General features: G+C 57.2%; 21 protein-coding genes. 14 read left to right on the top strand and 7 right to left on the bottom strand.

What is annotated here, in order from left to right; all coding sequences use genetic code 11:
- The first annotated feature begins 150 nt into the window (after nt 1–150).
- A complete protein-coding gene (locus tag Q6A48_RS06880) occupies nt 151–2,124 on the top strand; it encodes an AAA family ATPase (protein ID WP_304552875.1) in 1,974 nt (657 codons plus the stop codon).
- A 95-nt stretch (nt 2,125–2,219) separates the two neighbouring features.
- On the top strand, nt 2,220–3,692 hold the full coding sequence (locus Q6A48_RS06875) for an ATP-binding protein (RefSeq protein ID WP_304552874.1): 1,473 nt from the start codon (nt 2,220–2,222) through the stop codon (nt 3,690–3,692).
- Between the two features lie 82 nt (nt 3,693–3,774).
- On the opposite strand, the gene Q6A48_RS06870 is transcribed toward Q6A48_RS06875, so the two are convergent.
- A complete protein-coding gene (locus Q6A48_RS06870) occupies nt 3,775–4,140 on the bottom strand; it encodes a DUF6124 family protein (RefSeq protein ID WP_304552873.1) in 366 nt (121 codons plus the stop codon).
- Nucleotides 4,141–4,688: 548 nt separating this feature from the next.
- Between Q6A48_RS06870 and Q6A48_RS06865 the strand changes: the two genes are divergently transcribed.
- The gene (locus tag Q6A48_RS06865; RefSeq protein WP_304552872.1) at nt 4,689–5,246 is read left to right on the top strand and encodes a hypothetical protein; all 558 of its coding nucleotides are present in this window, start codon (nt 4,689–4,691) and stop codon (nt 5,244–5,246) included.
- A 138-nt stretch (nt 5,247–5,384) separates the two neighbouring features.
- Entirely contained in the window at nt 5,385–5,759 is a 375-nt protein-coding gene (locus tag Q6A48_RS06860; RefSeq protein ID WP_304552871.1) for a lysozyme inhibitor LprI family protein, read from the top strand.
- A 204-nt stretch (nt 5,760–5,963) separates the two neighbouring features.
- Here the strand turns inward: Q6A48_RS06860 and Q6A48_RS06855 are convergent, their stop codons facing one another.
- The gene (locus Q6A48_RS06855; protein WP_369811671.1) at nt 5,964–6,614 is read right to left on the bottom strand and encodes a glutathione S-transferase; all 651 of its coding nucleotides are present in this window, start codon (nt 6,612–6,614) and stop codon (nt 5,964–5,966) included.
- A gap of 195 nt (nt 6,615–6,809) precedes the next feature.
- Between Q6A48_RS06855 and Q6A48_RS06850 the strand changes: the two genes are divergently transcribed.
- From Q6A48_RS06850 to Q6A48_RS06835, 4 genes are all read left to right on the top strand, one after another.
- Nucleotides 6,810–7,373, top strand: coding sequence for a TetR/AcrR family transcriptional regulator (locus Q6A48_RS06850; RefSeq protein WP_304552869.1), 564 nt, complete (start codon nt 6,810–6,812; stop codon nt 7,371–7,373).
- Nucleotides 7,374–7,507: 134 nt separating this feature from the next.
- Nucleotides 7,508–8,635, top strand: coding sequence for a GGDEF domain-containing protein (locus Q6A48_RS06845; protein WP_304552868.1), 1,128 nt, complete (start codon nt 7,508–7,510; stop codon nt 8,633–8,635).
- A gap of 232 nt (nt 8,636–8,867) precedes the next feature.
- The gene (locus tag Q6A48_RS06840) at nt 8,868–9,287 is read left to right on the top strand and encodes an organic hydroperoxide resistance protein (RefSeq protein WP_003196182.1); all 420 of its coding nucleotides are present in this window, start codon (nt 8,868–8,870) and stop codon (nt 9,285–9,287) included.
- Nucleotides 9,288–9,322: 35 nt separating this feature from the next.
- Nucleotides 9,323–9,730, top strand: a complete 408-nt coding sequence (locus Q6A48_RS06835) for a hypothetical protein (RefSeq protein ID WP_304552867.1) — start codon at nt 9,323–9,325, stop codon at nt 9,728–9,730.
- A gap of 187 nt (nt 9,731–9,917) precedes the next feature.
- On the opposite strand, the gene Q6A48_RS06830 is transcribed toward Q6A48_RS06835, so the two are convergent.
- Complete coding sequence (locus tag Q6A48_RS06830; protein WP_304552866.1) at nt 9,918–10,706, bottom strand: SDR family NAD(P)-dependent oxidoreductase; 789 nt, start codon at nt 10,704–10,706, stop codon at nt 9,918–9,920.
- Nucleotides 10,707–10,943: 237 nt separating this feature from the next.
- Between Q6A48_RS06830 and Q6A48_RS06825 the strand changes: the two genes are divergently transcribed.
- Entirely contained in the window at nt 10,944–11,651 is a 708-nt protein-coding gene (locus Q6A48_RS06825; RefSeq protein WP_304552865.1) for an SEL1-like repeat protein, read from the top strand.
- A 303-nt stretch (nt 11,652–11,954) separates the two neighbouring features.
- Here the strand turns inward: Q6A48_RS06825 and Q6A48_RS06820 are convergent, their stop codons facing one another.
- Together Q6A48_RS06820 and tag are read right to left on the bottom strand one after the other, a co-directional pair.
- Nucleotides 11,955–12,842: a lysophospholipid acyltransferase gene (locus Q6A48_RS06820; RefSeq protein WP_304552864.1), complete on the bottom strand. Its 888-nt coding sequence runs from the start codon at nt 12,840–12,842 to the stop codon at nt 11,955–11,957.
- 43 nt (nt 12,843–12,885) lie between these two features.
- Nucleotides 12,886–13,443: a DNA-3-methyladenine glycosylase I gene (gene tag / locus Q6A48_RS06815; protein WP_304552863.1), complete on the bottom strand. Its 558-nt coding sequence runs from the start codon at nt 13,441–13,443 to the stop codon at nt 12,886–12,888.
- An 81-nt stretch (nt 13,444–13,524) separates the two neighbouring features.
- Here tag and glyQ point away from each other — a divergent pair, with 81 nt between their 5' ends.
- The 4 genes from glyQ to Q6A48_RS06795 all read left to right on the top strand — a co-directional run bounded on the left by glyQ (nt 13,525) and on the right by Q6A48_RS06795 (nt 17,925).
- The gene (glyQ, locus tag Q6A48_RS06810) at nt 13,525–14,478 is read left to right on the top strand and encodes a glycine--tRNA ligase subunit alpha (protein WP_022641565.1); all 954 of its coding nucleotides are present in this window, start codon (nt 13,525–13,527) and stop codon (nt 14,476–14,478) included.
- Nucleotides 14,475–16,529 carry a glycine--tRNA ligase subunit beta gene (glyS, locus tag Q6A48_RS06805; RefSeq protein WP_304552862.1) on the top strand — a complete coding sequence of 685 codons (2,055 nt, stop codon included), beginning with the start codon at nt 14,475–14,477 and terminating at the stop codon, nt 16,527–16,529. Before glyQ ends, glyS begins: the two co-directional genes overlap by 4 nt.
- Before the next feature lie 3 nt (nt 16,530–16,532).
- Nucleotides 16,533–17,066, top strand: coding sequence for a D-glycero-beta-D-manno-heptose 1,7-bisphosphate 7-phosphatase (gene gmhB / locus Q6A48_RS06800; protein ID WP_042727821.1), 534 nt, complete (start codon nt 16,533–16,535; stop codon nt 17,064–17,066).
- A 79-nt stretch (nt 17,067–17,145) separates the two neighbouring features.
- Complete coding sequence (locus tag Q6A48_RS06795) at nt 17,146–17,925, top strand: lysophospholipid acyltransferase family protein (RefSeq protein WP_304552861.1); 780 nt, start codon at nt 17,146–17,148, stop codon at nt 17,923–17,925.
- 156 nt (nt 17,926–18,081) lie between these two features.
- On the opposite strand, the gene Q6A48_RS06790 is transcribed toward Q6A48_RS06795, so the two are convergent.
- Nucleotides 18,082–19,599 carry a sensor histidine kinase gene (locus Q6A48_RS06790; RefSeq protein ID WP_304552860.1) on the bottom strand — a complete coding sequence of 506 codons (1,518 nt, stop codon included), beginning with the start codon at nt 19,597–19,599 and terminating at the stop codon, nt 18,082–18,084.
- Between the two features lie 223 nt (nt 19,600–19,822).
- Between Q6A48_RS06790 and Q6A48_RS06785 the strand changes: the two genes are divergently transcribed.
- A complete protein-coding gene (locus Q6A48_RS06785) occupies nt 19,823–20,557 on the top strand; it encodes a response regulator transcription factor (protein WP_304552859.1) in 735 nt (244 codons plus the stop codon).
- A gap of 54 nt (nt 20,558–20,611) precedes the next feature.
- Here Q6A48_RS06785 and gabP read toward each other — a convergent pair whose 3' ends face one another.
- Nucleotides 20,612–22,006, bottom strand: a complete 1,395-nt coding sequence (gene gabP, locus Q6A48_RS06780) for a GABA permease (protein ID WP_304552858.1) — start codon at nt 22,004–22,006, stop codon at nt 20,612–20,614.
- Nucleotides 22,007–22,023: the final 17 nt, after the last annotated feature.

Genomic DNA, 22,023 nt, shown 5'->3' with positions numbered 1-22,023 from the left:
AGCTTTCAGCTACGGGAACACTGTCCATTTGAGACAAGAGCTTAAACGGTGTTCATGGACGAGGCCGGTGTTGCACAATGCGCGCCACAATGGCAATCTGACACCATCAATTCTTGCCTCAGTCGCTGAGGCGGCATTCAAGGATGAACTATGATCGTCGGATTGCTGGTTAGAAACTTTAAAACCTACCAAGCGATTAATTACGTTAAACTTTCAAATGGTAAATATTTCAGCGCCTTAGTTGGCGAGAACGGTGCTGGCAAAAGCTCTGTTCTAGAAGCATTAAATAGCTTCTTTAATGGTGCCGATTGGAACTATCATCATTCGCTAACCAAAGGTTATACAGAGCGGGAACCGTTTATATGTCCAATATTTTTAATAAAGAAAGATATTCTTCCCAGTCTGGGTGAGTACCAGTGGTTTGTAGAAAAAGTAAGCGAACTAACATGGTCAGCAAACGTCAGCGATTTCAATCCCGCTCACAAAGCCCACGCAGAATTATTCTGCGCACATAGAGAAGCATTAACGGGGGAGGGCTACAATAGCAGCAGCTATTACCTGATTCCATTCGGAATAAAAAAAGATCAGAAATATGCTATTCCGACTGTTTTTTTCTCTATGTTTGAAACGCTACCTGCCTATAACTCATTAATAAAAAACTATATTAGCTCGGGTGGAGCCATAACACTCCTGCATCAAAGAATCGTAGAATGCTACAAGTATATATATTTACCTGCCGACATTGACTTTAAAGAATACACCAAAATCGAAGGCAAGACTATTCAAGCCTTATTAGGGCAAAAACTGGATACTATTGTTAGGGGCTTTATTAAACGAGAAGATGTTCGAACAATCAATGTGCAACTTAATGAGTTCCTCGGCTCCATATCAGAAAAATTAGGTATATATGAATATAGAAAGCCCGCACAGAAGCAAAATCTTGTTAATCAGTCTCATCTGACTGAAAAAGTCATCGAAGCATTTTTTGAATCTAAAGTTCTCAATCGAAAAGACGGCAGAGAGCGCACACCGGTTAGTGACCTAAGTTCCGGTGAAAAGCGTCAAGCACTCGTTGATGTCGCTAAAGCATTTCTGTTGGCAAATGCCGCACCAACTCATCAGCAAATAATATTAGCGGTCGACGAGCCTGAGTTATCGTTGCATGTATCGTCTTGCTTTGACCAGTTTGAAAAACTAAGAGAAATTGCTGAATCAAAAATTCAGGTACTCATTACTACCCATTGGTATGGGTTTATGCCTATCATTTCCAACGGAGTTGCTGTCTACTGCCCTAAAAGTGACCAAGCGCCTCTTCTGTTCGATTTACGATGCTTTAGAGAGGAAATCAAAAAGTTAAAAACAGATACCAAAGGGGAGCTCCCTATCGAGCTGGAGTTAAAGGGTATCAATGATTTAGTTCAATCTATTATTGCATCAATTACAAGCTCTGATTATAAATGGCTCATTTGCGAAGGCTCTGCGGACAGCATATATCTAAATCATTACATAAAAAATCCTAAACTATTCGTTGTTCCAGTCGGCGGCTCTCCAACGGTAAAAAAAATCTTCAACTATCTATACCTCGCTCTTGAGGATTCTAGGGATGACGTAAGAGGGAAAGTTTTCTGCTTAATCGATACCGACAAAAAATTTGAGTCTTTTGACGGCAAGGAATTTTTGGCGGGAATACAAATACGCAGATTGAAAAACAACGAAGACAGCTGTCGCACGGAACTATTAAAGACCAGCGACAATAATGCATCGCCCTCGACGGTGATAGAAGACACATTGAATGCTAGGAGCTTTATTTCCGCTATTGAAAGCTTTAAGTCACATGAAATTTATGGACCATTAATAGCACGACTTTCGATACCATTGTCCTCGGAAAATGACGAATGGCCTTCTAGCCTTTCGCTGAATCTAAATTTTACGGACCGTAAAGCGATGGAGCAGCTATTTGAGACGGAAGGATTTAAAGTCAAGTTTGCACTTAGATATGTTGAGTTAGATACTCTATCGAAGAAGCCAGAATGGGTGACCGCCATTGAAACATTTCTTTTGCCTCCTAAGCCTAAGGCCGTAAAAACCGTCCGCCGAGTTGCAAGGGGCTCAGGAGGAAACTAAGTAATCAGCCTTGGCTAGAGGTGTTGTTTAGCCGTAGCGACAAATGGAAGCGGCACGAGCAAATATTACGACTGTAACAGTTGAAAGGGAACTTCATGAGAAGCATTAATATTTTATCTTTGACACAAGCAAGTATCTCTTTAGCAGTAGAGAGCTTTAGTGAGTTCTTAAAATTTCATGGCATCGCGATAAAAAAAGCAGAGATTGAAGATTTAAAAGCTCTCGTGAAAGTTCTGTATGCCGCAACGGACAACATAGGTATTTTTGACACATTTTATGTTGGCTATAAAATATCACAGATAGGTAAAGAGTTTGACTTGTTGCGATTCGGCACAAAAGACATTATCAACATAGAATTAAAAAAAACTTGCACAGAAATAAAAATAAAAAATCAATTACACAGAAATAAATATTATCTGAACTATCTTAAAAGACAAGTATACAGTTTTACCTTTGTTTCGGACGTTGAGACGCTATATTTTATTGCTAGCGACGGAAGCTTAGAGGAAATTGAGCCCTCATTTCTAACCGGGCTATTAACTAGTCAAACGATTGATCGCACAGAAGTCATCGATAATTTATTTACTCCATCAGACTACTTAGTATCACCTTTCAATTCAACGCATAAATTTCTCAACGGTGAATATTTTTTGACCCACCAACAGGAAGATATAAAAAACCAAATCATACAATCCTTGGACCTAGCAAGGGCAGCTACGTTTACTTCTGTTACAGGTAGTGCAGGCACTGGAAAAACCTTATTAATATATGATATCGCCAAAGAACTAATGGCAAACAAAAAGAAATCCTTGATTATTCATTGCGGACAGCTAAACGACGGACAGATAGAACTAAACAATCATGGCTGGAAAATAATCCCAATAAACAATTATGCCAATATAGAATTATCCACTTATAGTTTAATAATTATCGATGAGGCTCAGCGCATCTACCCTAAGCAATTAAAAGATATAACGGATAAGATTATAGCTTTCGGTGGAAAATGCATATTTTCATATGATAAAGTCCAGACTCTGGCGAGTTGGGAAGAAGCAAGAAATATAGATAAGCAAATAAACTCCATTCAAGCAATCTCTACCTACAAACTGTCGGAAAAAATAAGAACAAACAAAGAAATTGCCGCAGTTATAAAAATGCTATTCAACAACAAAAGACAATTAAACTTGTCGAGCATATTCAATATTGAGCTAAACTATTTCAAAAATCTAGATGATGCAAAAAACTACCTAGGGACATTAAGCGAAGCTCAATGGGAAATTATCAAATTTACCCCATCACAATATAACAATGAGCATCATGAAAAATACTCTGAGTCAGCTAAAAAGACCTCACACCAAGTAATTGGACAAGAATTCGATAACGTAGCTGTAATGATCGATCAGTATTTTTCTTACAACGCAGGTGGTGACTTAGTTTATAGAGGAAGAGCATACTATGACCCCACTAAAATGCTATTTCAAAACATAACTCGCACCAGAAAAAAATTAAACTTAGTAATCTTAGATAATGAAGAATTATTGAATAGATGCGTCTCTATTTTACAGTAATTTTCTGCAAACTTAATTAGAGCCAACTGCATATCCGTGGATAAACCCGACGCATAGTGTCGGGTTTATCATGGCAGCCGTTCTACCTACTGCCCAGATCAAAATTATCCAATGCCCGGACCGCCAACAACGAACTCAACTCAATCAATTGCTGAATACCAAGGGCAACGTGCCGTCGTGGGCCTTCCAGATCAAAAGCCAGGTCGCTGACCATTGCGTCGGCTGAGGCCAGAATTTCGGTGAGGTTGGCGAGTAGGCATTCGTTGTCGGCGGTTTTTGCGACGATGAAGAGTTGCCCTGGTTGGGAGGCGTCTTCTGATTTTTCAGGTTTTGGTAGCAGGTAGTAATCCAAGACGCGATTGGTGGCTTCGTCGTGTTTCTTGGTTTTGGATTTGGTTTGCGAGGAAGCTTGGTCCGCCTCTGGCGGGTTCGGTGTAGGTTTGAACATATGCTGATTACTCCATGGTTAAGTCGCAACCTCTTCCCTACTAAAAGAAGGGTGGCGGCTGTACGCAGGTTAGTAGACCGGGGAGATCAGCATTGCCGGCGCGCCGAAGCGCCCTGCGCACAGCCACCATCAAGCACAGGATAGGAACCTGCTCGGATGGAGAGCTCATGCATCTTACTGACACAACCGCGGGCTACTAAACCCGACCACTGATGGGCAGTGGCAGGAAAACGATAGAGCCCAGGAGCAAGGCGCACAAGCGGGCGGATTCTGGCGCAGTTGTAGGTAAAGGCGCAAGGTTGGGTAGCCTGGCGGACGGTTCGCGGCGGGAGGATAAACAGGGCTTGGTTTGAACCTGTAAATTGGGGATAGGCGGGTTTACGGTTCGGGTTTGAGGTGGCTGCCGCAGCCTTTGTCTGTAAGAGTTTTCCGGAGTGAGTGGGGCTGCTTTGCAGCCCAGCGGAAGCAAGCTCCCTCGTCACGAATGTTTGACTGGCTTGGGGGTGTTTGGGGATGCTGGGCAGACTTCTTTCTCTCCGAATGCACTCATGAATTCATTACGCGAAGACAATCGAAAGCGCTTGATTCGACTCATCGAGCAGATCCCTGTCAATGAGAACCCCGAGGGCTGGACGCATGTGGCTTCGATAGCCGTCGGCGGGCTGCTATCGGTCGGGTTTTCGCAAAAAGGTCCCTACTTGTTGGTGGTCTCAAGTTCGGGTCGGAGTGTGGTGCATTGCGACACGGGGCAGAAGATTGAGCGCGACTACGAGGAATATGCGGGCTTGAGCGAACTCGGGCTGCATGGCCGGGGCATTGGCGTGATCGCCGATGAGGTCATTGCGTTGTGCGGCATCCATGGTGGCGGCCTGCCGACCTGTAACGTCGCCGGGGAAGGGCTAGAGCTGGTGTCCCCGGATTGGCCCGAGAACATACTCATCCTGAGCAAACCCTACAAGCATGCGCTGATTGAGGGGCACCAGGCGGATTGCACGGTGATCTACACGGACCACGTGAGGGCGTTCGGATTCTCCTGGTGCGGCAACTACATCGTTGCGGCGTGCGGCAGTGATCTCGATCTCTGGTCGAGAAATGCCAGGCTGTAGCGACTGGCCGTCGCGGTTGATGGGGGGCCATGAAAAACAGGAGCGATCCCCAGGATCCGCTTCATTGTTCAACGACCCTCATGATAAATTCCCCGCCGCAACCTCTAATCAATAGAGGGCATTCAGGGAGAGAAGTGAGTGATCAAGTCTTTGTTGGTTGGGACGTTGTTGGCAATGGCATCCGCCTCGGCATTTGCGATGAGTTGCGATAACCCTAGGAACGCCTATGACAGGACCTATTGCGCTTCGCTGAAAATGGTTCAGTCGGATCAGGAAATCAACGAACAGTACAAGAAGACGATGAGTGCCCTGAACCCGGATCAGAAGAAAAAGGTGAAAGCCGCTCAGATCCAGTGGATCAAGAATCGTGACAGCGCCTGTTCCAACGACGGCCTGCTCTACCTGGACTGCGCCAACGAGAAGACCGAGGCGCGTATCGTCATACTCAAGGCTGTCGAGCGCGAGTGCCGCGCTGCCGGTTGTGACGACGCCAAGTTGTCGCAGGTCGAGTAAACCGTAGGCTCATGGGTTGGGGCTGCTTGCAGCCCAGCGGGAGCAAGCTCCCTCGCCACGGGTTGTGGTTTGAGCTTTGGGGTTGCTGTGCAACCCGGCGGGGATGAATCCCCTCGCCACAATTGACCTCGTTGGGCTCGCTGTTGCTGGAAGGGGCAGGTGACGTCTGCACTTGCCCCTTTTTCATGCCAGGCATTCACAGCCTTACGCAGCGCCACCCTCGACCATGGCACGCCATGTCTGCACGCTGGGTCGCTCCTGCATCCTGGCGTGCCAGCCGCGCAATGCTGCACATTCCTCCGGAACGGGGAGTTGCACCAGCGAGGCGAAGATCATCCCGCCCAGCACGGCAATGTCAGCCATCGAAAACGCGCCGCCCGCCACGAAGGGTTGGTCTTTGAGCAGGTTGTCGAAGTAACGCATGCCGCGGATCGCCTTGTCGCGCATCCGGTTTCCCCATTCCGCGTTCTGATACAGCTCGACCTCCGGGCCGAGGCCCGGCGTCGCGTGGTGGAAGTAGGTACTGACGGCATCGAGGAATTCGAGCTCGGCCCGTTTGGTCATCATGTGGATGGTGCCTTGTTCGAGAGGCGTCTTGCCCGTCAGGGTCGGGGCACCGTCCAAACCGTCCAGGTACTGGGTAATCGCCGTGCACTCGGCGAGGCGCGTCCCATCGTCCAGCTCCAGCACGGGCAACGTTCCGGAGTAGTTGATGGCCAGGAACTCGGGCTTCTTGTGCTCGCCGGCCCAGAGATTGATCGAGACGAACTCGACGTAGGGCAGCAAGCCCTTTTCCGCCAGCGCGATGCGCACCCGGGCGGGGTAGGGGCCGTTGAACCAATCGTAGATTTTCAGCTTGGGGGCCTGTGGATAAGTGTCCGTGCTGGGCTGTGGAGAAGTCATGTTCGAATGCCTGCCTGTCAGTTGGTAGGCAAAGACTGAACCGGATTACCGACGTCGTCAATCCCCTACCTGACAATTGGCAGGTATCCTTTCTGCGCGTAGAATCCGGACGCTCGATGAACTTGAATCCCGAAGCGAGGGGGCAACGTGAACGAAAATGCTCGAGAGGCCATATTGGCGGCGGCGAAGTCCGCAGCCCAATTGCACGGTTACAGCGGGATCAATTTCCGCAGCATTGCCGACGAAGTCGGGATCAAGAACGCCAGCATCTACTATCACTTCCCGAGCAAGGCCGGCCTGGGCGCTGCGGTCGCGCAGCGCTACTGGCAGGATGTGTCGCGGGCGCTGGACGCGATACGGGCCGACAACGCCGACCCACAGCGGTGCTTGCAGCGCTACCCGTCCATTTTTCGCACCTCCCTCCAGAACGGCAACAGACTGTGCCTGTCCAGCTTCATGGCGGCCGAATACCAGGACCTGCCCGAAGAGGTGATGCGCGAGGTCAAGGCGTTCGCGGACGTCAACGTGGCGTGGCTGGCCCAGGTATTGGCCGACGCCGGAGTCGGCGGCTCGCAGGCCTGTGAGCGTCGAGCGCTGGCCATCTACACCGCCGTCGCGGGTGCTCAGTTGATCGCCCGGACCCGGATGGACATCGGCCTGTTCGACGACCTGATAGCCAGCTACCAGGAAACGGGATTGATCCCAGCCTGACTGCCCGCGTCCCTCGCCCCGGGTCGTTTTGCAACGGTGCGATCGGCACAACGACCCGCGCGTAATTGAGTTGTTCGGGTTGCTGGCGAGGTGCCACAATCGTTCTTTTCTTGCGTCAGGCTCAGGTGACTCACATGGATAGCCTAGGATCTCGGAGTGGCCAGGATCTGTTAATCGCCGAGCAGGTGCAGACTGATCGCTTGCAGCAGCTGTTTCGCCAGTCGGTTTCCGCGGTGTTCGGCAGCTACCTTGCTGCGATCATGCTGTGTGGGCTGGGCTGGGATTGCTTTGACCACGACGCCGTCCTCGGGTGGCTGGCCCTGTTGACCGGGTCGACGCTGCTGCGCATTTCCATGTTCGTCGTCTACTTTCGCAGTGACAAAAGCGAGCGCACGCCGCAACGCTGGGAGCGCCGGTATTGGATCACGCTGGTGTTGTCCGCGAGCATCTGGGGCGGCGGGGCACTGGTGGTGATGCCGGCCGACGATCTTCTGTCCCAGGCACTGGTCATGCTCTTTACGGTGGGGATGACCGTCAGTGCGGTGTCGTGTTATTCGGCCTATCGCAACATGACCTTGGTTTCCATCGGCCTGGTCCTACTGCCAAGCACTGCCTGGCTGCTGTTCCAACCCTCGCGGATCCAGGTTGGCCTGGCGCTGTCGATCCTGGTGTTCGCGGCCTTCGCGGCCCGGGCGACGCGAAAAATGGCCAAGGCCCTGGAGACCGCTTTCCGACTCAGCCGCGAAATGGAACAGGCCAACAGCATCTCGACCCATGCGGCCCAGACCGATGAGCTGACGGGCCTGAAGAGTCGGCGGGCTTTCTTCGAGCACGCCCAAGCGCTTTACAACCAATGCCGAGCCGACCGCTCCGGGCTGTGCGCGGTGATGCTGGACATGGATCATTTCAAGCACATCAACGACACCTACGGCCATCAGGTCGGGGACCAGGTCTTGCGGCAAATGGGCCAAGTCATCAGTTCGTCGTTTCGCGCGACGGACATCCACGGTCGACTCGGCGGCGAAGAGTTCGCCATTTTGCTCCCGAACACCTCCCTGGACGCCGCCATCAAGATTGCGGAAGAACTCGTGCTGACGATTGCCGAGCTGATGGTCGAGCCGGTTCACCGCATAACGGCCAGCCTCGGCGTGGCCTCGACGGAGGCGGGCCACAAGGACCTCCATAGCTTGATGAACAATGCGGATAAGGCCCTGTATCGAGCGAAGGCGTTGGGGCGTAACCAGGTGGCGGTCGCTCAGTAGGCGGTCGCCGTCGGACACCACCCCGCCGCTGCACCTTGGCTACCCTCTTGGCCATCGCCGCTTCTGAAAAATAAATTCCCTTTCTAATCAAATAGTTAATTCATTTCGGAAAATTTTTCGAAAATATAACTTGCGCGCAAACTATTTGAGCGATAACTTTATCGCAACTGGTTATCGCACAAACATTTAGCGAAGACCTGAACACCTACCCCATCAAGCAAGCGAGGCAATCATGAACGTTCTCTATACCGCAGTTGCAACCTCCACCGGTGGCCGTGATGGCCGTGCCGTTTCCAGCGACAAAATCCTCGACGTGAAACTGGCCACCCCCAAGGCCCTGGGCGGCGCCGGCGGTGAGGCCACCAACCCTGAGCAACTGTTCGCAGCCGGTTACTCGGCTTGCTTCATCGGCGCACTGAAGTTCGTCGCCAGCCAGAGCAAACGCAGCATCCCTGCCGATGCCTCGATCACCGCCCACGTTGGCATCGGCCAGATCCCTGGCGGTTTCGGCCTGGACATCGACCTGCACATCAACCTGCCGGGCCTGGACCAAGCCGATGCCCAAGCGCTGGTCGACGCAGCCCACCAGGTCTGCCCGTACTCCAACGCGACCCGCGGCAACGTCGACGTCCGTTTGCACGTCACCGTCTAACTCAATCATCGGCTAATCAATAAAAGGATCAGGACATGAACACTTTCAGCAAAACGCTCATTGGCTCGCTTCTGGCACTGTCGCTTGGCAATGCGTTCGCAACTTCTTTGGCTCAACCCACGGTCGCCGAGGGCGGTTCGGACCGGTTGATCGAACAACGGGTCGCCGAAGGGGGCTCGGATCGGTTGATTGAAAACCGCGTGGCCGAGGGGGGCTCGGACCGGTTGATCGAGAACCGCGTGGCCGAAGGGGGTTCTGATCGGTTGATTGAAAACCGCGTGGCTGAAGGGGGTTCGGACCGGTTGATCGAGAACCGCGTGGCTGAAGGGGGTTCGGACCGGTTGATCGAGAACCGCGTGGCCGAAGGGGGTTCTGATCGGTTGATTGAAAACCGCGTGGCTGAAGGGGGCTCGGACCGGCTGCTGGGCAACAGGACGGCCTGATCACATCCCCCTCACCGCCCTGAAGCCCCATTCGGAATAACCAGATGTCGCTTCCAGAAAAAACGCCGCTTGCCTCGAAGGAGCAAGCGGCGTTTTGTCGTGGGGTCAAAGGCTAGTGGCCTGTACGGTTGATTCGGGTACTCAATTCTGGCGCCGAGTTGAGTACCCGAATCAGCCACACAGGCCACTAGATGATGCTGTCGACCACGCCCCCATCAACCCGCAGCGCCGCGCCGGTGGTGGCCGAGGCCTGCTCGGAGCTGGCGTAGATGATCATGTTGGCCACCTCCTCGACCCGCGCCGCGCGCTGGATGATCGAGGTGCTGCGGTGCTGATTGACGAAATCCGCCGCCACTTTCTCCAAGCTTTCCCCGGTGCGCTCGACATCGCCCTGAAGCATCTGGGCAACGCCTTCGGACAGGGTCGGCCCGGGCAACACCGAATTCACCGTCACACCGGTGCCGGCGAGGCGCTTGGCCAGGCCGCGAGCGATGGAAAGCTGGGCGGTCTTGGTGAAGCCGTAGTGGATCATGTCGGCGGGAATGTTCACGCCGGATTCCGACGAAACAAACACAATCCGCCCCCAACCGCGCTCGACCATGCCCTGGGCGTAGGCCCGGGAAACCCGCACGCCCGACATCACATTGGTTTCGAAGAAGCGCTGCCATTCGCTGTCCGGCGTTTCGAAGAAATCTTCCAACTTGAAAATGCCCAGGTTGTTGATGACCACATCGAAGCGCGGGTACTTGGCGACCAACGCCCGGCAGCCTGCCTCGTTACTGAGGTCGCCAACGAAGCCTTCGGCTTTGGAAGCAAGGCTGCCCAAGCGCTGCAAAGCGTCCTTCACGCTGCCGTCGCTGCGACCGTTGAGAACCACATGGGCGCCGGCTTCCAGAAAGCCTTTGGCTGTGGCGAAACCGATGCCGCTGGTGGAACCGGTGACTAATACGTAACGGCCGGTGAAATCGATTTTCATGGGAGGGACTCCTTGATTAATGAATCAGCGGGACTGGGCGATATTCTGTAGAGCGATAGTTTCGACGGGCTTCGCGGTAACTTTTCGAATATGCGGAATCATTATTCGCCTGTTGCCCGCGATATCGCAGGCACTAATCATGGACACGATTGAGGCTTTGCGCCTCCCTCGGCTCCTTATTCGTCTCTGGAAATCAATCCGTACTTTTCCCGATAGCTGCTGCCAGGAGGCCAATCCATGTTCCTGAACCGTTGGGGCTACACATTTTTAGCGTATCTGCTGCCTCAATTGTGCATGGCCACCACGTTGCACATAGACCCCCGTGGTGAAAACCTCTATCAACAGGCTGTTCCATACCTGCTACAGGCGAACAATAAGTTCGAGGCCGTGACAGCCGACACGCCTACTGCAAGCACAGAGGAGAAGGAGCGTTCCTTGGCCTTGGCGGCGGAAGGGGGTTCTCTGCTCAAGCCAGCGATTGCTCTGCTTGAACAAGCAGCGGCCCTTGATCATCCCATTGCTCAATATCGTCTCGGGCTGCTCTATGTGCTGCTATATCCGAACGAAGTGATCAAGGAGAAGGCTTGCCCTTTGTTTGAGCGAAGTCTGGCCCAAGGCTTTGCGCCGCCGGCACTGAATATTTCATATTGGTGCCTGGCATTTACCGACACGCCCGAATATCAGAAAGCGCTGCAGGCTATAGAGGCAAGCATGCCTCTCTACGAAAAATACTTTCCACAACCGGCCGTCAGGCTTGAGTGCAGGCCTGAAGAACCTGTAGGCCTTGCCATGCAATGGGGCGGCAGTCGCGACTACCAGGCGGAAATCTATCGGCTACAGGGCGAGAGCAATCGTGCGCAGCGCGCGGAATATTTCCAAAAGGCGATTGATGTTAACGACTGCTACAAGGCCAAAAGGCGCATGGCAATCATGAGCGCTCGTTGACCGATGGATGAGTTTATCTGGACGATTGATAGGGCTGCTGCGCAGCCCAGCGGGAGCAAGCTCCCTGGCCACTGGGGTGCGGGTCAGTGAGTTGGGCGGCAGCCGTAAGGGCGCTATCGCGAGCAAGCTCGCTCCCACAGGCATTGAGGATGGAGGCAATACCTGTAAACACATCCGAAAAAACTGTGGGAGCTGAGCTTGCTCGCGATAGCGGTGGGTCTGCTTGCATCGATGTTGAGTGTGCCGCCGTCATCGCGAACAAGCTCGGCTCCCACAGGGGTTCTACACCCAGGCAACAGGCTTTCAGTACCACCGCGCCTCGCCCGGCGGGCGTTTCTTGAAGCGCTTCATGCTCCACATGTATTGGCTGGGGTAGGCCCGCACGTAGCGTTCCACCACCTGGCTCATGGCGGCGCAGGCGGTTTCGGTGTCGGTGCTGTACATGGCCTCGGGCGCGGCTTCGAGGATGACTTTGTAGCCGGAGCCGTCCGGCAGGCGCAGGGCGTGGAGGAAGACGCCCACGGCCTTGCCGCCGGCGAGCATGTTCGGCACGAACTTGCTGGTCAGGGCCTGGGTGGCGAAGAAGGGCACGAAGATGCCAGCGGATTCGGCCGGTTCCGGGTCGGCGGGGATGCCCACCTGGCCGCCCTTGCGCACTTCCTTGATGACGCTGAGGATGCCTTCCTTGGTGGAGGCGGCGACCTTGTTGCCCAGTTGCACCCGCTGCTTCTGCAGCAGTTCATCCACCGCCTTGAGCTTGGGCGGGCGGTAGAAAATGATCGGTTTGCACTGGCTGCAATAGAAGTGATTGAGCACTTCCCAGTTGCCCAGGTGGCTGGTGATGCCGACCACGCCTTTGCCGGAGGCCAGGGCTTCTTTCAGCACCTCCAGGCCCTCGACTTCGCGCACCAGCTCGATGGAGCGCTGGGCTGGCCAGATCCAGGCGCAGGCGCTTTCGGTCAGGGATTTGCCGATGTCCTTGAGGCTCTGGCCCACCAGGCGTTCGCGCGCGGCCGGGTCCATCTCGGGGAAGCACTTGGCGAGGTTGATCCGCACCACGTCGCGGGAGCGGTTGGGCAGTTTCCACATCAGCCAGCCGATGGCCGACCCCACCGCTTGCACCGCCCGCCAGGGCAGCAGCGCAAACAACCGCAGAGCGCCGACCAGCAAGGCGCCTTTCAACTTATCCACAGGTCACTCCTGAATTCATGGGCCGTGTCGCGAGCCGGCTATTCTAACCGCCGTTTGCCAGCTCGGCGTAGCGGTCGCAGTCCTGGGTGTGGTCCATGACCATGCCCGAGGCCTGCATCAAGGCGTAGCAAATGGTCGGTCCGACGAAGGTGAAGCCGGCTTTTTTCAAGCCCTTGCTCATCGCCACGGCCTCGGGGGTAATGGCCGGGACTTCGGCGCGGTCCTTGAAATGATTGATGATGGGTTTGTCGCCGACGAACGACCAGAGAAACGCCACCGGGTCTTCCAGGGCCAGCCAGGCCTGGGCATTGCGCCGGGCGGCCTTGAGCTTGAGGCGGTTGCGGATGATCCCGGGATCCTGCATCAGGTCCTCGATCTCGGCGTCGCTCATCTGCGCCACCCGCTGTACATCGAAGTTGTACAGCACCTCGCGATAATGCGCGCGCTTGCGCAGCACGGTGATCCAGGAGAGCCCGGCCTGGAACCCTTCGAGCAAAAGCAACTCGAACAAACCCTGCGCATCGCGCAGCGGCGTCCCCCACTCCTGATCGTGATAGGCCATGTACAACGGATCGTCAGAACACCAAAAGCAGCGTGGCATAAGGCTCCAGGGGGCGTGCGCACGAACGAATCGGGTATACTCCCGCTCTTTAAATCGCAGCCCAAGAAACAGGTGAATTTCGTGAGCCAGCCTACGCCAGCCGTGCGTACCTTCCAAGACTTGATCCTCGCCCTCCAGCAATACTGGGCCGAGCAAGGTTGCGTGGTACTTCAGCCCTACGATATGGAAGTAGGCGCCGGCACTTTCCACACTGCCACGTTTCTGCGTGCCATCGGCCCGGAAACCTGGAACGCCGCCTATGTGCAGCCCAGCCGCCGCCCGACTGACGGCCGCTACGGCGAAAACCCGAACCGCCTGCAGCATTACTACCAGTTCCAGGTGGTCCTGAAGCCGAACCCGGAAAATTTCCAGGAGCTGTACCTGGGCTCCCTCAAGCACGTGGGCCTCGACCCGCTGGTGCATGACATCCGTTTCGTCGAAGACAACTGGGAATCGCCGACCCTCGGCGCCTGGGGCCTGGGCTGGGAAGTCTGGCTCAACGGCATGGAAGTGACCCAGTTCACCTACTTCCAGCAAGCGGGCGGCATCGAGTGCTACCCGGTCACCGGCGAGATCACCTATGGCCTGGAACGCCTGGCGATGTACCTGCAAGGCGTGGATTCGGTCTACGACCTGGTCTGGGCCGACGGCCCGTTCGGCAAGGTGACCTATGGCGACGTGTTCCACCAGAACGAAGTGGAGCAGTCGACCTACAACTTCGAACACGCCAACGTCGACAAGCTGTTCGAACTGTTCGATTTCTATGAAAGCGAAGCCAAGCGCCTGATCGAACTGGACCAGCCGCTGCCGTTGCCGAGCTACGAAATGGTGTTGAAGGCGTCCCATACCTTCAACCTGCTGGACGCACGCCGGGCGATTTCCGTGACTGCGCGCCAGCAATACATCCTGCGTGTGCGCACCCTGGCGCGTTCCGTCGCGCAAGCCTACCTGCTGGCCCGTGCCAAGCTGGGCTTCCCGATGGCGACCCCGGACCTGCGTGATGAAGTGTTGGCTAAGCTGGAGGCTGCACAATGAGTGCTCAAGATTTCCTGGTTGAATTGGGCACCGAAGAACTGCCACCCAAAGCCCTGAACACCCTGGCCGATGCGTTCCTGGCCGGTATCGACAAGGGCCTGCAAGCCGCCGGCCTGAGCTACGAAGCCAAGCACGTCTACGCCGCGCCGCGCCGCCTGGCCGTGTTGATCACCGCCCTGGCGACCCAACAGCCGGACCGCAGCATCAACCTCGACGGCCCGCCACGCCAGGCCGCGTTCGATGCCGACGGCAACCCGACCCAGGCCGCCCTGGGCTTCGCCAAGAAGTGCGGCGTGGACCTGAGCGAAATCGACCAGAGCGGCCCGAAGCTGCGCTACAGCCAGAGCATCAAGGGCAAGCCGACCGCCAGCCTGTTGCCGACCATCGTCGAAGACTCCCTCAATGACTTGCCGATTCCCAAGCGCATGCGCTGGGCCGCGCGCAAGGAAGAGTTCGTGCGCCCGACCCAATGGCTGGTGATGCTGCTGGGTGACCAGGTCATCGATTGCACGATCCTGGCCCAGAAGGCCGGTCGCGACTCCCGCGGCCACCGCTTCCACCATCCACAGAGCGTGCGCATCACCTCGCCGGCCAACTACCTGGCCGACCTGCGCGCCGCCTACGTGCTGGCCGACGCCAACGAGCGTCGCGAACTGATCAGCAAGCGCACCGAAGAGCTGGCCACCCGCCAGGAAGGCACCGCCATCGTGCCGCCGAGCCTGCTGGATGAAGTGACCGCGCTGGTGGAATGGCCGGTGCCGCTGGTGTGCTCGTTCGAGGAACGTTTCCTGGAAGTGCCGCAGGAAGCGCTGATCACCACCATGCAGGACAACCAGAAGTACTTCTGCCTGCTGGACGCCGAAGGCAAGTTGCTGCCGCGCTTCATCACGGTCGCCAACATCGAGAGCAAGGACCCGGCACAGATCATCGCCGGCAACGAGAAAGTCGTTCGCCCGCGCCTGACCGACGCCGAGTTCTTCTTCAAGCAAGACAAGAAACAACCGCTGGAAAGCTTCAACGAGCGCCTGCGCAACGTGGTCTTCCAGGAAAAACTCGGCAGCGTCTACGACAAGGCCGAGCGCGTGTCGAAGCTGGCGGCGTTCATTGCCCCGCGCATCGGCGGCGACGCCCAGCGCGCAGCCCGCGCCGGCATCCTGTCCAAGTGCGACCTGTCCACCGAGATGGTCGGTGAGTTCCCGGAGATGCAAGGCATCGCCGGTTACTACTATGCCCTCAACGACGGCGAACCACAGGACGTGGCCCTGGCCCTGAACGAGCAGTACATGCCCCGCGGTGCCGGCGCTGAATTGCCGAGCACCCTGACCGGTGCGGCCGTGGCAATCGCCGACAAGCTCGACACCCTGGTCGGCATCTTCGGCATCGGCATGCTACCCACCGGCAGCAAGGACCCGTATGCCCTGCGTCGTGCGGCGCTGGGCGTGTTGCGGATCCTGATCGACAAGCAATTGGACCTGGACCTGAACGACGCCGTGGCCTTCGCCGTCAACGCGTTCGGCAGCAAGGTCAAGGCCGCCGGCTTGGCCGATGCGGTGCTGGAATTCATCTTCGACCGCCTGCGCGCGCGCTACGAAGACGAAGGCGTCGATGTCGCCACCTACCTGTCGGTACGCGCCCTGAAGCCGGGCTCGGCCCTGGACTTCGACCAGCGCGTGCAAGCGGTGCAGGCGTTCCGCAAGTTGCCGGAAGCGGCAGCATTGGCGGCGGTGAACAAGCGCGTGTCCAACCTCCTGGGCAAGGCCGAAGGCAGCATCGCGGCCACCGTCGAGGCCAAGTACTTCGACAACGCCAACGAGTTCTCCCTGTATTCGGCGATCCAGCAGGCTGACCAGGCGGTCCAGCCGATGGCGGCGGCACGCCAGTACAGCGAAACCCTGGCGCGCCTGGCGGCACTGCGCGAACCGGTGGATGCGTTTTTCGAGGCAGTGATGGTCAATGCCGAAGACGCCAATGTGCGGGCCAACCGCTACGCGCTGCTGGCGCGCCTGCGTGGCCTGTTCCTGGGCGTTGCCGACATTTCGTTGCTGGGGTAAACCTTGAAACTGCTGATTCTCGATCGGGACGGGGTGATCAATCATGACTCCGACGCTTACATCAAATCGGTGCAGGAGTGGTTGCCGCTCCCCGGCTCGATCGAAGCCATCGCGCAGTTGAGCAAGGCCGGCTGGACGGTCGCGGTCGCCACCAACCAGTCGGGCATCGCCCGCGGCTACTACGACCTCGCCGTCCTGGAGGCCATGCACGAGCGCTTGCGCGCATTGGTGGCCGAGCAGGGCGGGGAGGTCGGGCTGATCGTCTATTGCCCTCACGGCCCGGACGAAGGTTGCGATTGCCGCAAGCCCAAGCCGGGCATGCTGAAGGCCATTGCCGAGCATTATGCGACGCCGCTGGCGGGCGTGTGGTTCGTCGGCGACAGCCTCGGTGACCTGGAGGCAGCCAAGGCCGTCGATTGTCAGCCAGTTTTGGTAAAGACCGGGAAAGGCGAGAAGACTCTGGGCAAGACCCTACCGGTGGGCACCTTGATTTTTGACGACCTGGCGGCGGTTGCCGCTGAACTTATCCACAATTAGGGCTCCCTCGACATCCTGACAAGGAATGTCCGGGAAGCGCTTGAACAGGCGGGCATTGCCCGCAACGGTAACCGTCGCCATGTCGATATTGCAGGCCATCAGAACCTTTCTCTTTTACCTGCTGCTGGGCACCAGTTCCTTGCTGTGGTGCACCTTGAGTTTTTTTATCGCGCCTTTCCTGCCATTCAAGGCGCGCTACCGCTTCATCAACGTGTACTGGTGCCGTTGCGCACTGTGGCTGAGCAAAGTGTTCCTGGGCATTCGCTACGAAGTGAAGGGTGCCGAGAACGTGCCTGACCGGCCCTGCGTGATCCAGTCCAACCACCAGAGCACCTGGGAAACCTTCTTCCTGTCGGCGTATTTCGAGCCCTTGAGCCAGGTGCTCAAGCGTGAGCTGCTGTTCGTGCCGTTTTTCGGCTGGGCCATGGCGATGCTGCGACCGATTGCCATCGACCGCGACAACCCCAAGGCCGCGCTCAAGCAAGTGGCGCAAAAGGGCGACGAACTACTCAAGGACAACGTCTGGGTGTTGATCTTTCCGGAAGGCACCCGCGTCCCCTATGGCACTGTCGGCAAGTTTTCCCGCAGCGGTTCCGCCTTGGCGGTGAACGCCGACCTGCCGGTGCTGCCGATTGCACACAATGCCGGCAAATTCTGGCCCAAGGCGGGCTGGGTTCGGACGCCAGGCGTCATCACCGTGGTCATCGGTGCGCCGATGTATGCCGAAGGCACCGGGCCTCGCGCGATAGCCAACTTGAACGACCGGGTCCAGGCCTGGAACGAACAGACCCAACGGGAAATGGGCTCGCTGCCTTCCACCCCCGCAGCACCGGCGGCCACGGACAAGATCGCTGTCTGATTTCTGTGGATAACCTGTGTACCGTTTTTTTGAAATTCGTCGCTTTTATTGTTTAAGTCTTTGTTTTTAATACATATTTCATAAACACATAAAACCCGTCGGTAGGTGCATAAGTTTTTTATAGATCGAAACGATCGTAGCCTCGGCTGCGATCTCTCAATCCTCCAGCAGGGGGAAACCGAGGCTGAACGTCGTGCCTTGGCCCACCACGCTGCGACATTCGATTTTCCCACCGTGGCGATCCACCACCGCCTTGACCATCGACAACCCCAAGCCAACCCCATCCACGCCGTGCGCTGAGGAAAACCGTCGATACTGGCTGAACAGATCCGGTAGCTCCTGGGCGCCGATGCCTTTGCCCTGATCCACCATCTCGCAGGTCAAGTGCCCCTGGTTGCAGTGGACGCGCAGAGTGATGCGGGTGTCGGGCGCGCTGTACTTGATGGCGTTTTCCAACAGGTTGAACAGCGCCCGCGTCAGCAAGGCCTGGTCGGCCCGCACCATGGCGTCTTCATCCTCCATCTCGTGGACCAGTTGAATGCGCTTGGCCTGGGCCAGCGGCAAGGCCTGGTCGACCACATCCAACACCAGCATGGCGAACAGCGTCGGTTGGAATTGGTAGGCTTCGGACTCGGCCTTGGCCAGTTGCACGAAGCCGTCCGTCAGCTCCAGGGCGCGGCGCACCTGCCGCTCGATTTGGTCGAACAGCGGTGTGTTCTCGCCCAGTTGATGCCGTTGGACATCGAGCAACGCCAGGATGGCCGAATGCGGCGCACGCAGGTCATGGGAGAGGAAACGCAGCATGACGCCGCGCTGCTCCTCGGCTTCACGTTCCACGCTGAGGTCCGTGAGGCTGAGCAACCAACCAATCGGCGCATCGCCATCGACCGGCAGCAACGCAGCCCTTTCCAGGCGCAAGCTGCGCTCGCGGACATCGCGAAACTCCAGCAACGGTAATGTGGATAACCGATGGCGCGCGCCGTGCTCGAGGCCCGGATAACCCAGCTCGGCGAGATGCTCCAGCACATCGCCACCCGCCAGGCCGTGACCGAACAGATCGCGGGCCTTGCGGTTGCCGAGCAGCAGTTTGCCTTGGGGGTCGCTGATCATCGTCGCCACCGGCAGGTACTCGAGGCCGTCGGCAATGAAGCGGCGCGTGTCGCGGGTTCGGCTCAGCGCCTGTTCCAAGGCCATGATCTGGCCCTGCAAACGGTCGCTGCCGGCGTAGGGCGCGCGACGCCGTTCGGGGAATACCTTGGGTTCCGAATCCAGGCGCGCCAGCTCCCAGCCGAAATAGGCCAGTACCACGCTCAGGCGCCGCCAGTTCCAGATCAGATAACCCAACAGGATGCCCAACACACTGGCCATCGGCGACCACCACCAACCGCGCACAGCCAATACCGCACTGGTCAACAGCGCCAGGCTCATGCCCCCCACCGTCGCCCACAACGCCAGGCGCGGGCGCCACAACAGCAAGCCCAGTACCCCCGCCACCAGGCCAACCGAAAGCAGGGCGGCGAAGGGCTCGTTGCGCAGCGACTGGCCGCTGAAGGACACCAAGGCGGTAAGGGGCAGCAGCAACAAACTTATCCACAGCCATTCGCGCATCAACTGGCGAAACAGACGCTGGACCTGGGTGGGCTCTCGACTTTCACGGCGCCGATGATGGCTCATGGGCGACCTGTCCAAACACAACGGCTGGGGATATCTTGCATGGCTACCTGTCAGACCCAAGGCGGGAAAGCCCGTGACTATAGCGGACTCGATGGGTGACGCGCTGCTGCCTTTCCCTGCGTGCCGAGAGTGGTTATTGTCTTGCAGCCAGCGACAGGGCCGGCTGGTCCTGCTGCCGAGCCCCTGATGATGTCCGCTACCCGAAATCAAGGAATCGCGCCCCATGCGTGTCGCCATACTGGATGACGAACCGGCCGAACTGCGCCGGGTGGAACAGACACTGCAACAAATCCCCGGCAGGGGCGAGCAGGCGTGGGCCCTGCACAGCTTCAAGCGCGGCGAAGACCTGCTGCGGCAACTGCGCCGGGAAACCTTCGACCTGTTGATCCTGGACTGGCAAGTGCCCGACCTCAGCGGGCTGTCGCTGCTGCGCTGGACCCGCGAGCACATGGACTCGCCCCCGGCGGCGATCATGCTCACCAGCCGCGACGGCGAGCACGACATCGTCCAGGCGCTCAACGCCGGGGCCGACGATTACGTGAGCAAGCCCTTCAGGCCCAATGAACTCAAGGCCAGGGTCACCGCCGTGCTGCGCCGGCATAATCTGCAACGGGTGCCCGCCAGCGAGGTGCTGGTGTTCAATGACCTGGCGTTCGATGACGCCGAACTCACCGTCACCCGCGCCGGCATCCCCATCAGCCTGACCGAGCGGGAATTCCGCCTGGCTCGCTGCCTGTTCGTCAACCTGGGCCGTCCATTGTCCCGGGAATATTTCTACGAGCGTTTCTGGACCCACGAGGAAATGACCTCGTCCCGCCCACTCGATACCCACATCTACCGCCTGCGCAACAAGCTCGGGCTGACGGCCGACCGCGGCTGGCAGCTGCTGACGATCTATGGGTATGGCTATCGGTTGGAGAGCGTGACGGCGGGAAGCGAAGCGTCGGTGGCGAGTTAGGGATCAGTTCAGGACATCATGGCGAGGGAGCTTGCTCCCTCGCCACGATAAGTATCACCCGATCGTCTGTACCAGGCTTCCTGCTTTTGCGCCCCGACGGCGCTGCAGCAGCAGGCCGCAAGCCACCACCAGCAGGCTCAGCAGGCCGGTGGCGAGGATCTCCACGCGATGGGCCTCCTGGAACAGCATGATGGTCAGGGCGCCGATGATGAAAACGATCACCGCGTAGGTCAGCCCAGGGAACAACCACATGCTGAAGTCGATTTTTTCACCGCGAGCGCTGCGCTGCTTGCGCATGCGCAATTGCGAAAACGCGATCACCAGGTACACCAGCAAGGCGATGGCACCTGAGCTGGCCAACAGGAACTCGAAGACCGCCGCCGGTGCCACGTAGTTGGCGAACACCGCCAGGAAGGCGGCTGCCGTCGACAACATGACCGCCCAGTAAGGCGTGCCACTCTGGTTGGTGCGCTTGGCGACGGCCGGTGCATCACCGCGCTTGCCCAGGGAGAACATCATCCGCGAAGCGGTATACAGCGCCGAGTTCAGGCAACTGGTCACTGCCACCAGGACCACGATATCGACGATCAGCTTGGCATTCGCAATGCCCATGCGCTCCAGCACGGTCTGGTAGGAACCCACGCTGGCCAACGACGGATCGTTCCAGGGCACCAGGGCAACGACGATGAAGATGGACACCAGGTAGAACAGGCCGATCCGCCAGATCACCGAGTTGGTCGCCTTGGAGATCTGCTGCCCAGGGTTCTTCGATTCAGCGGCGGCGATGGTCACGATCTCGGTGCCCATGAACGAGAACATGGTCGTCAGGATCGCGCCCAGTACCGCGCCCATGCCATTGGGCAAAAAGCCCTGGGTATCGAACAGATGGGAAACGCCGCTCACCTGGCTGGTGGGCAGCCAGCCAAGGATCGCCAGGATCCCCAGACCGACAAAACCCACGATCGCCACGACCTTGATCAAGGCGAACCAGAACTCGAACTCCCCATAATTCTTCACGCTGAACAGGTTGGTGACCGTCAGCAGCAGGGTAATGACCAGGGTGAAGACCCAGATGGCCACGTTCGGGAACCAGGCATGCAGGATGGTCGCGGCGGCGTTGGCCTCCAATGGAATCACCAGGACCCAGAACCACCAGTAGAGCCAACCGATGGTGAAACCGGCCCAATGACCGATCGCGCGGTCGGCATAAGTCGAGAAAGACCCGGTGTCCGGCGACGCCACGGCCATTTCCCCCAGCATACGCATCACCAACACCACCAGGGCACCGGCGGCGGCATAGGCCAGCAGCACGGCCGGCCCGGCCGCTGCAATCGCATGCCCGGAGCCGACGAAAAGACCGGCGCCAATCACGCCGGCAATGGACAGCATCGTCACATGCCGTGGTTTGAGCCCTTGCTCCAGAGTATCGGAAGTTTGCGTACCGCTCATTGAGACTACCTTTGGTA

The organism is Pseudomonas citrullilanati, from assembly GCF_030580855.1.
Classification (GTDB): domain Bacteria; phylum Pseudomonadota; class Gammaproteobacteria; order Pseudomonadales; family Pseudomonadaceae; genus Aquipseudomonas; species Aquipseudomonas citrulli.
This window is presented reverse-complemented; position numbering and strand designations above follow the sequence as displayed.

What these genes read in the sequence shown, in the direction of transcription:
- Q6A48_RS06875 (WP_304552874.1), top strand. Translation starts at nt 2,220, where the DNA reads ATGAGAAGCATTAATATTTTATCTTTGACACAAGCAAGTATCTCTTTA.
- Q6A48_RS06870 (WP_304552873.1), bottom strand. Translation starts at nt 4,140, where the DNA reads ATGTTCAAACCTACACCGAACCCGCCAGAGGCGGACCAAGCTTCCTCG.
- Q6A48_RS06795 (WP_304552861.1), top strand. Translation starts at nt 17,146, where the DNA reads ATGTCGATATTGCAGGCCATCAGAACCTTTCTCTTTTACCTGCTGCTG.
- Q6A48_RS06825 (WP_304552865.1), top strand. Translation starts at nt 10,944, where the DNA reads ATGTTCCTGAACCGTTGGGGCTACACATTTTTAGCGTATCTGCTGCCT.
- Q6A48_RS06845 (WP_304552868.1), top strand. Translation starts at nt 7,508, where the DNA reads ATGGATAGCCTAGGATCTCGGAGTGGCCAGGATCTGTTAATCGCCGAG.
- gabP (WP_304552858.1), bottom strand. Translation starts at nt 22,006, where the DNA reads ATGAGCGGTACGCAAACTTCCGATACTCTGGAGCAAGGGCTCAAACCA.
- Q6A48_RS06785 (WP_304552859.1), top strand. Translation starts at nt 19,823, where the DNA reads ATGCGTGTCGCCATACTGGATGACGAACCGGCCGAACTGCGCCGGGTG.
- Q6A48_RS06880 (WP_304552875.1), top strand. Translation starts at nt 151, where the DNA reads ATGATCGTCGGATTGCTGGTTAGAAACTTTAAAACCTACCAAGCGATT.
- Q6A48_RS06840 (WP_003196182.1), top strand. Translation starts at nt 8,868, where the DNA reads ATGAACGTTCTCTATACCGCAGTTGCAACCTCCACCGGTGGCCGTGAT.
- glyS (WP_304552862.1), top strand. Translation starts at nt 14,475, where the DNA reads ATGAGTGCTCAAGATTTCCTGGTTGAATTGGGCACCGAAGAACTGCCA.
- tag (WP_304552863.1), bottom strand. Translation starts at nt 13,443, where the DNA reads ATGCCACGCTGCTTTTGGTGTTCTGACGATCCGTTGTACATGGCCTAT.
- Q6A48_RS06830 (WP_304552866.1), bottom strand. Translation starts at nt 10,706, where the DNA reads ATGAAAATCGATTTCACCGGCCGTTACGTATTAGTCACCGGTTCCACC.
- Q6A48_RS06835 (WP_304552867.1), top strand. Translation starts at nt 9,323, where the DNA reads ATGAACACTTTCAGCAAAACGCTCATTGGCTCGCTTCTGGCACTGTCG.
- Q6A48_RS06790 (WP_304552860.1), bottom strand. Translation starts at nt 19,599, where the DNA reads ATGAGCCATCATCGGCGCCGTGAAAGTCGAGAGCCCACCCAGGTCCAG.
- Q6A48_RS06865 (WP_304552872.1), top strand. Translation starts at nt 4,689, where the DNA reads ATGAATTCATTACGCGAAGACAATCGAAAGCGCTTGATTCGACTCATC.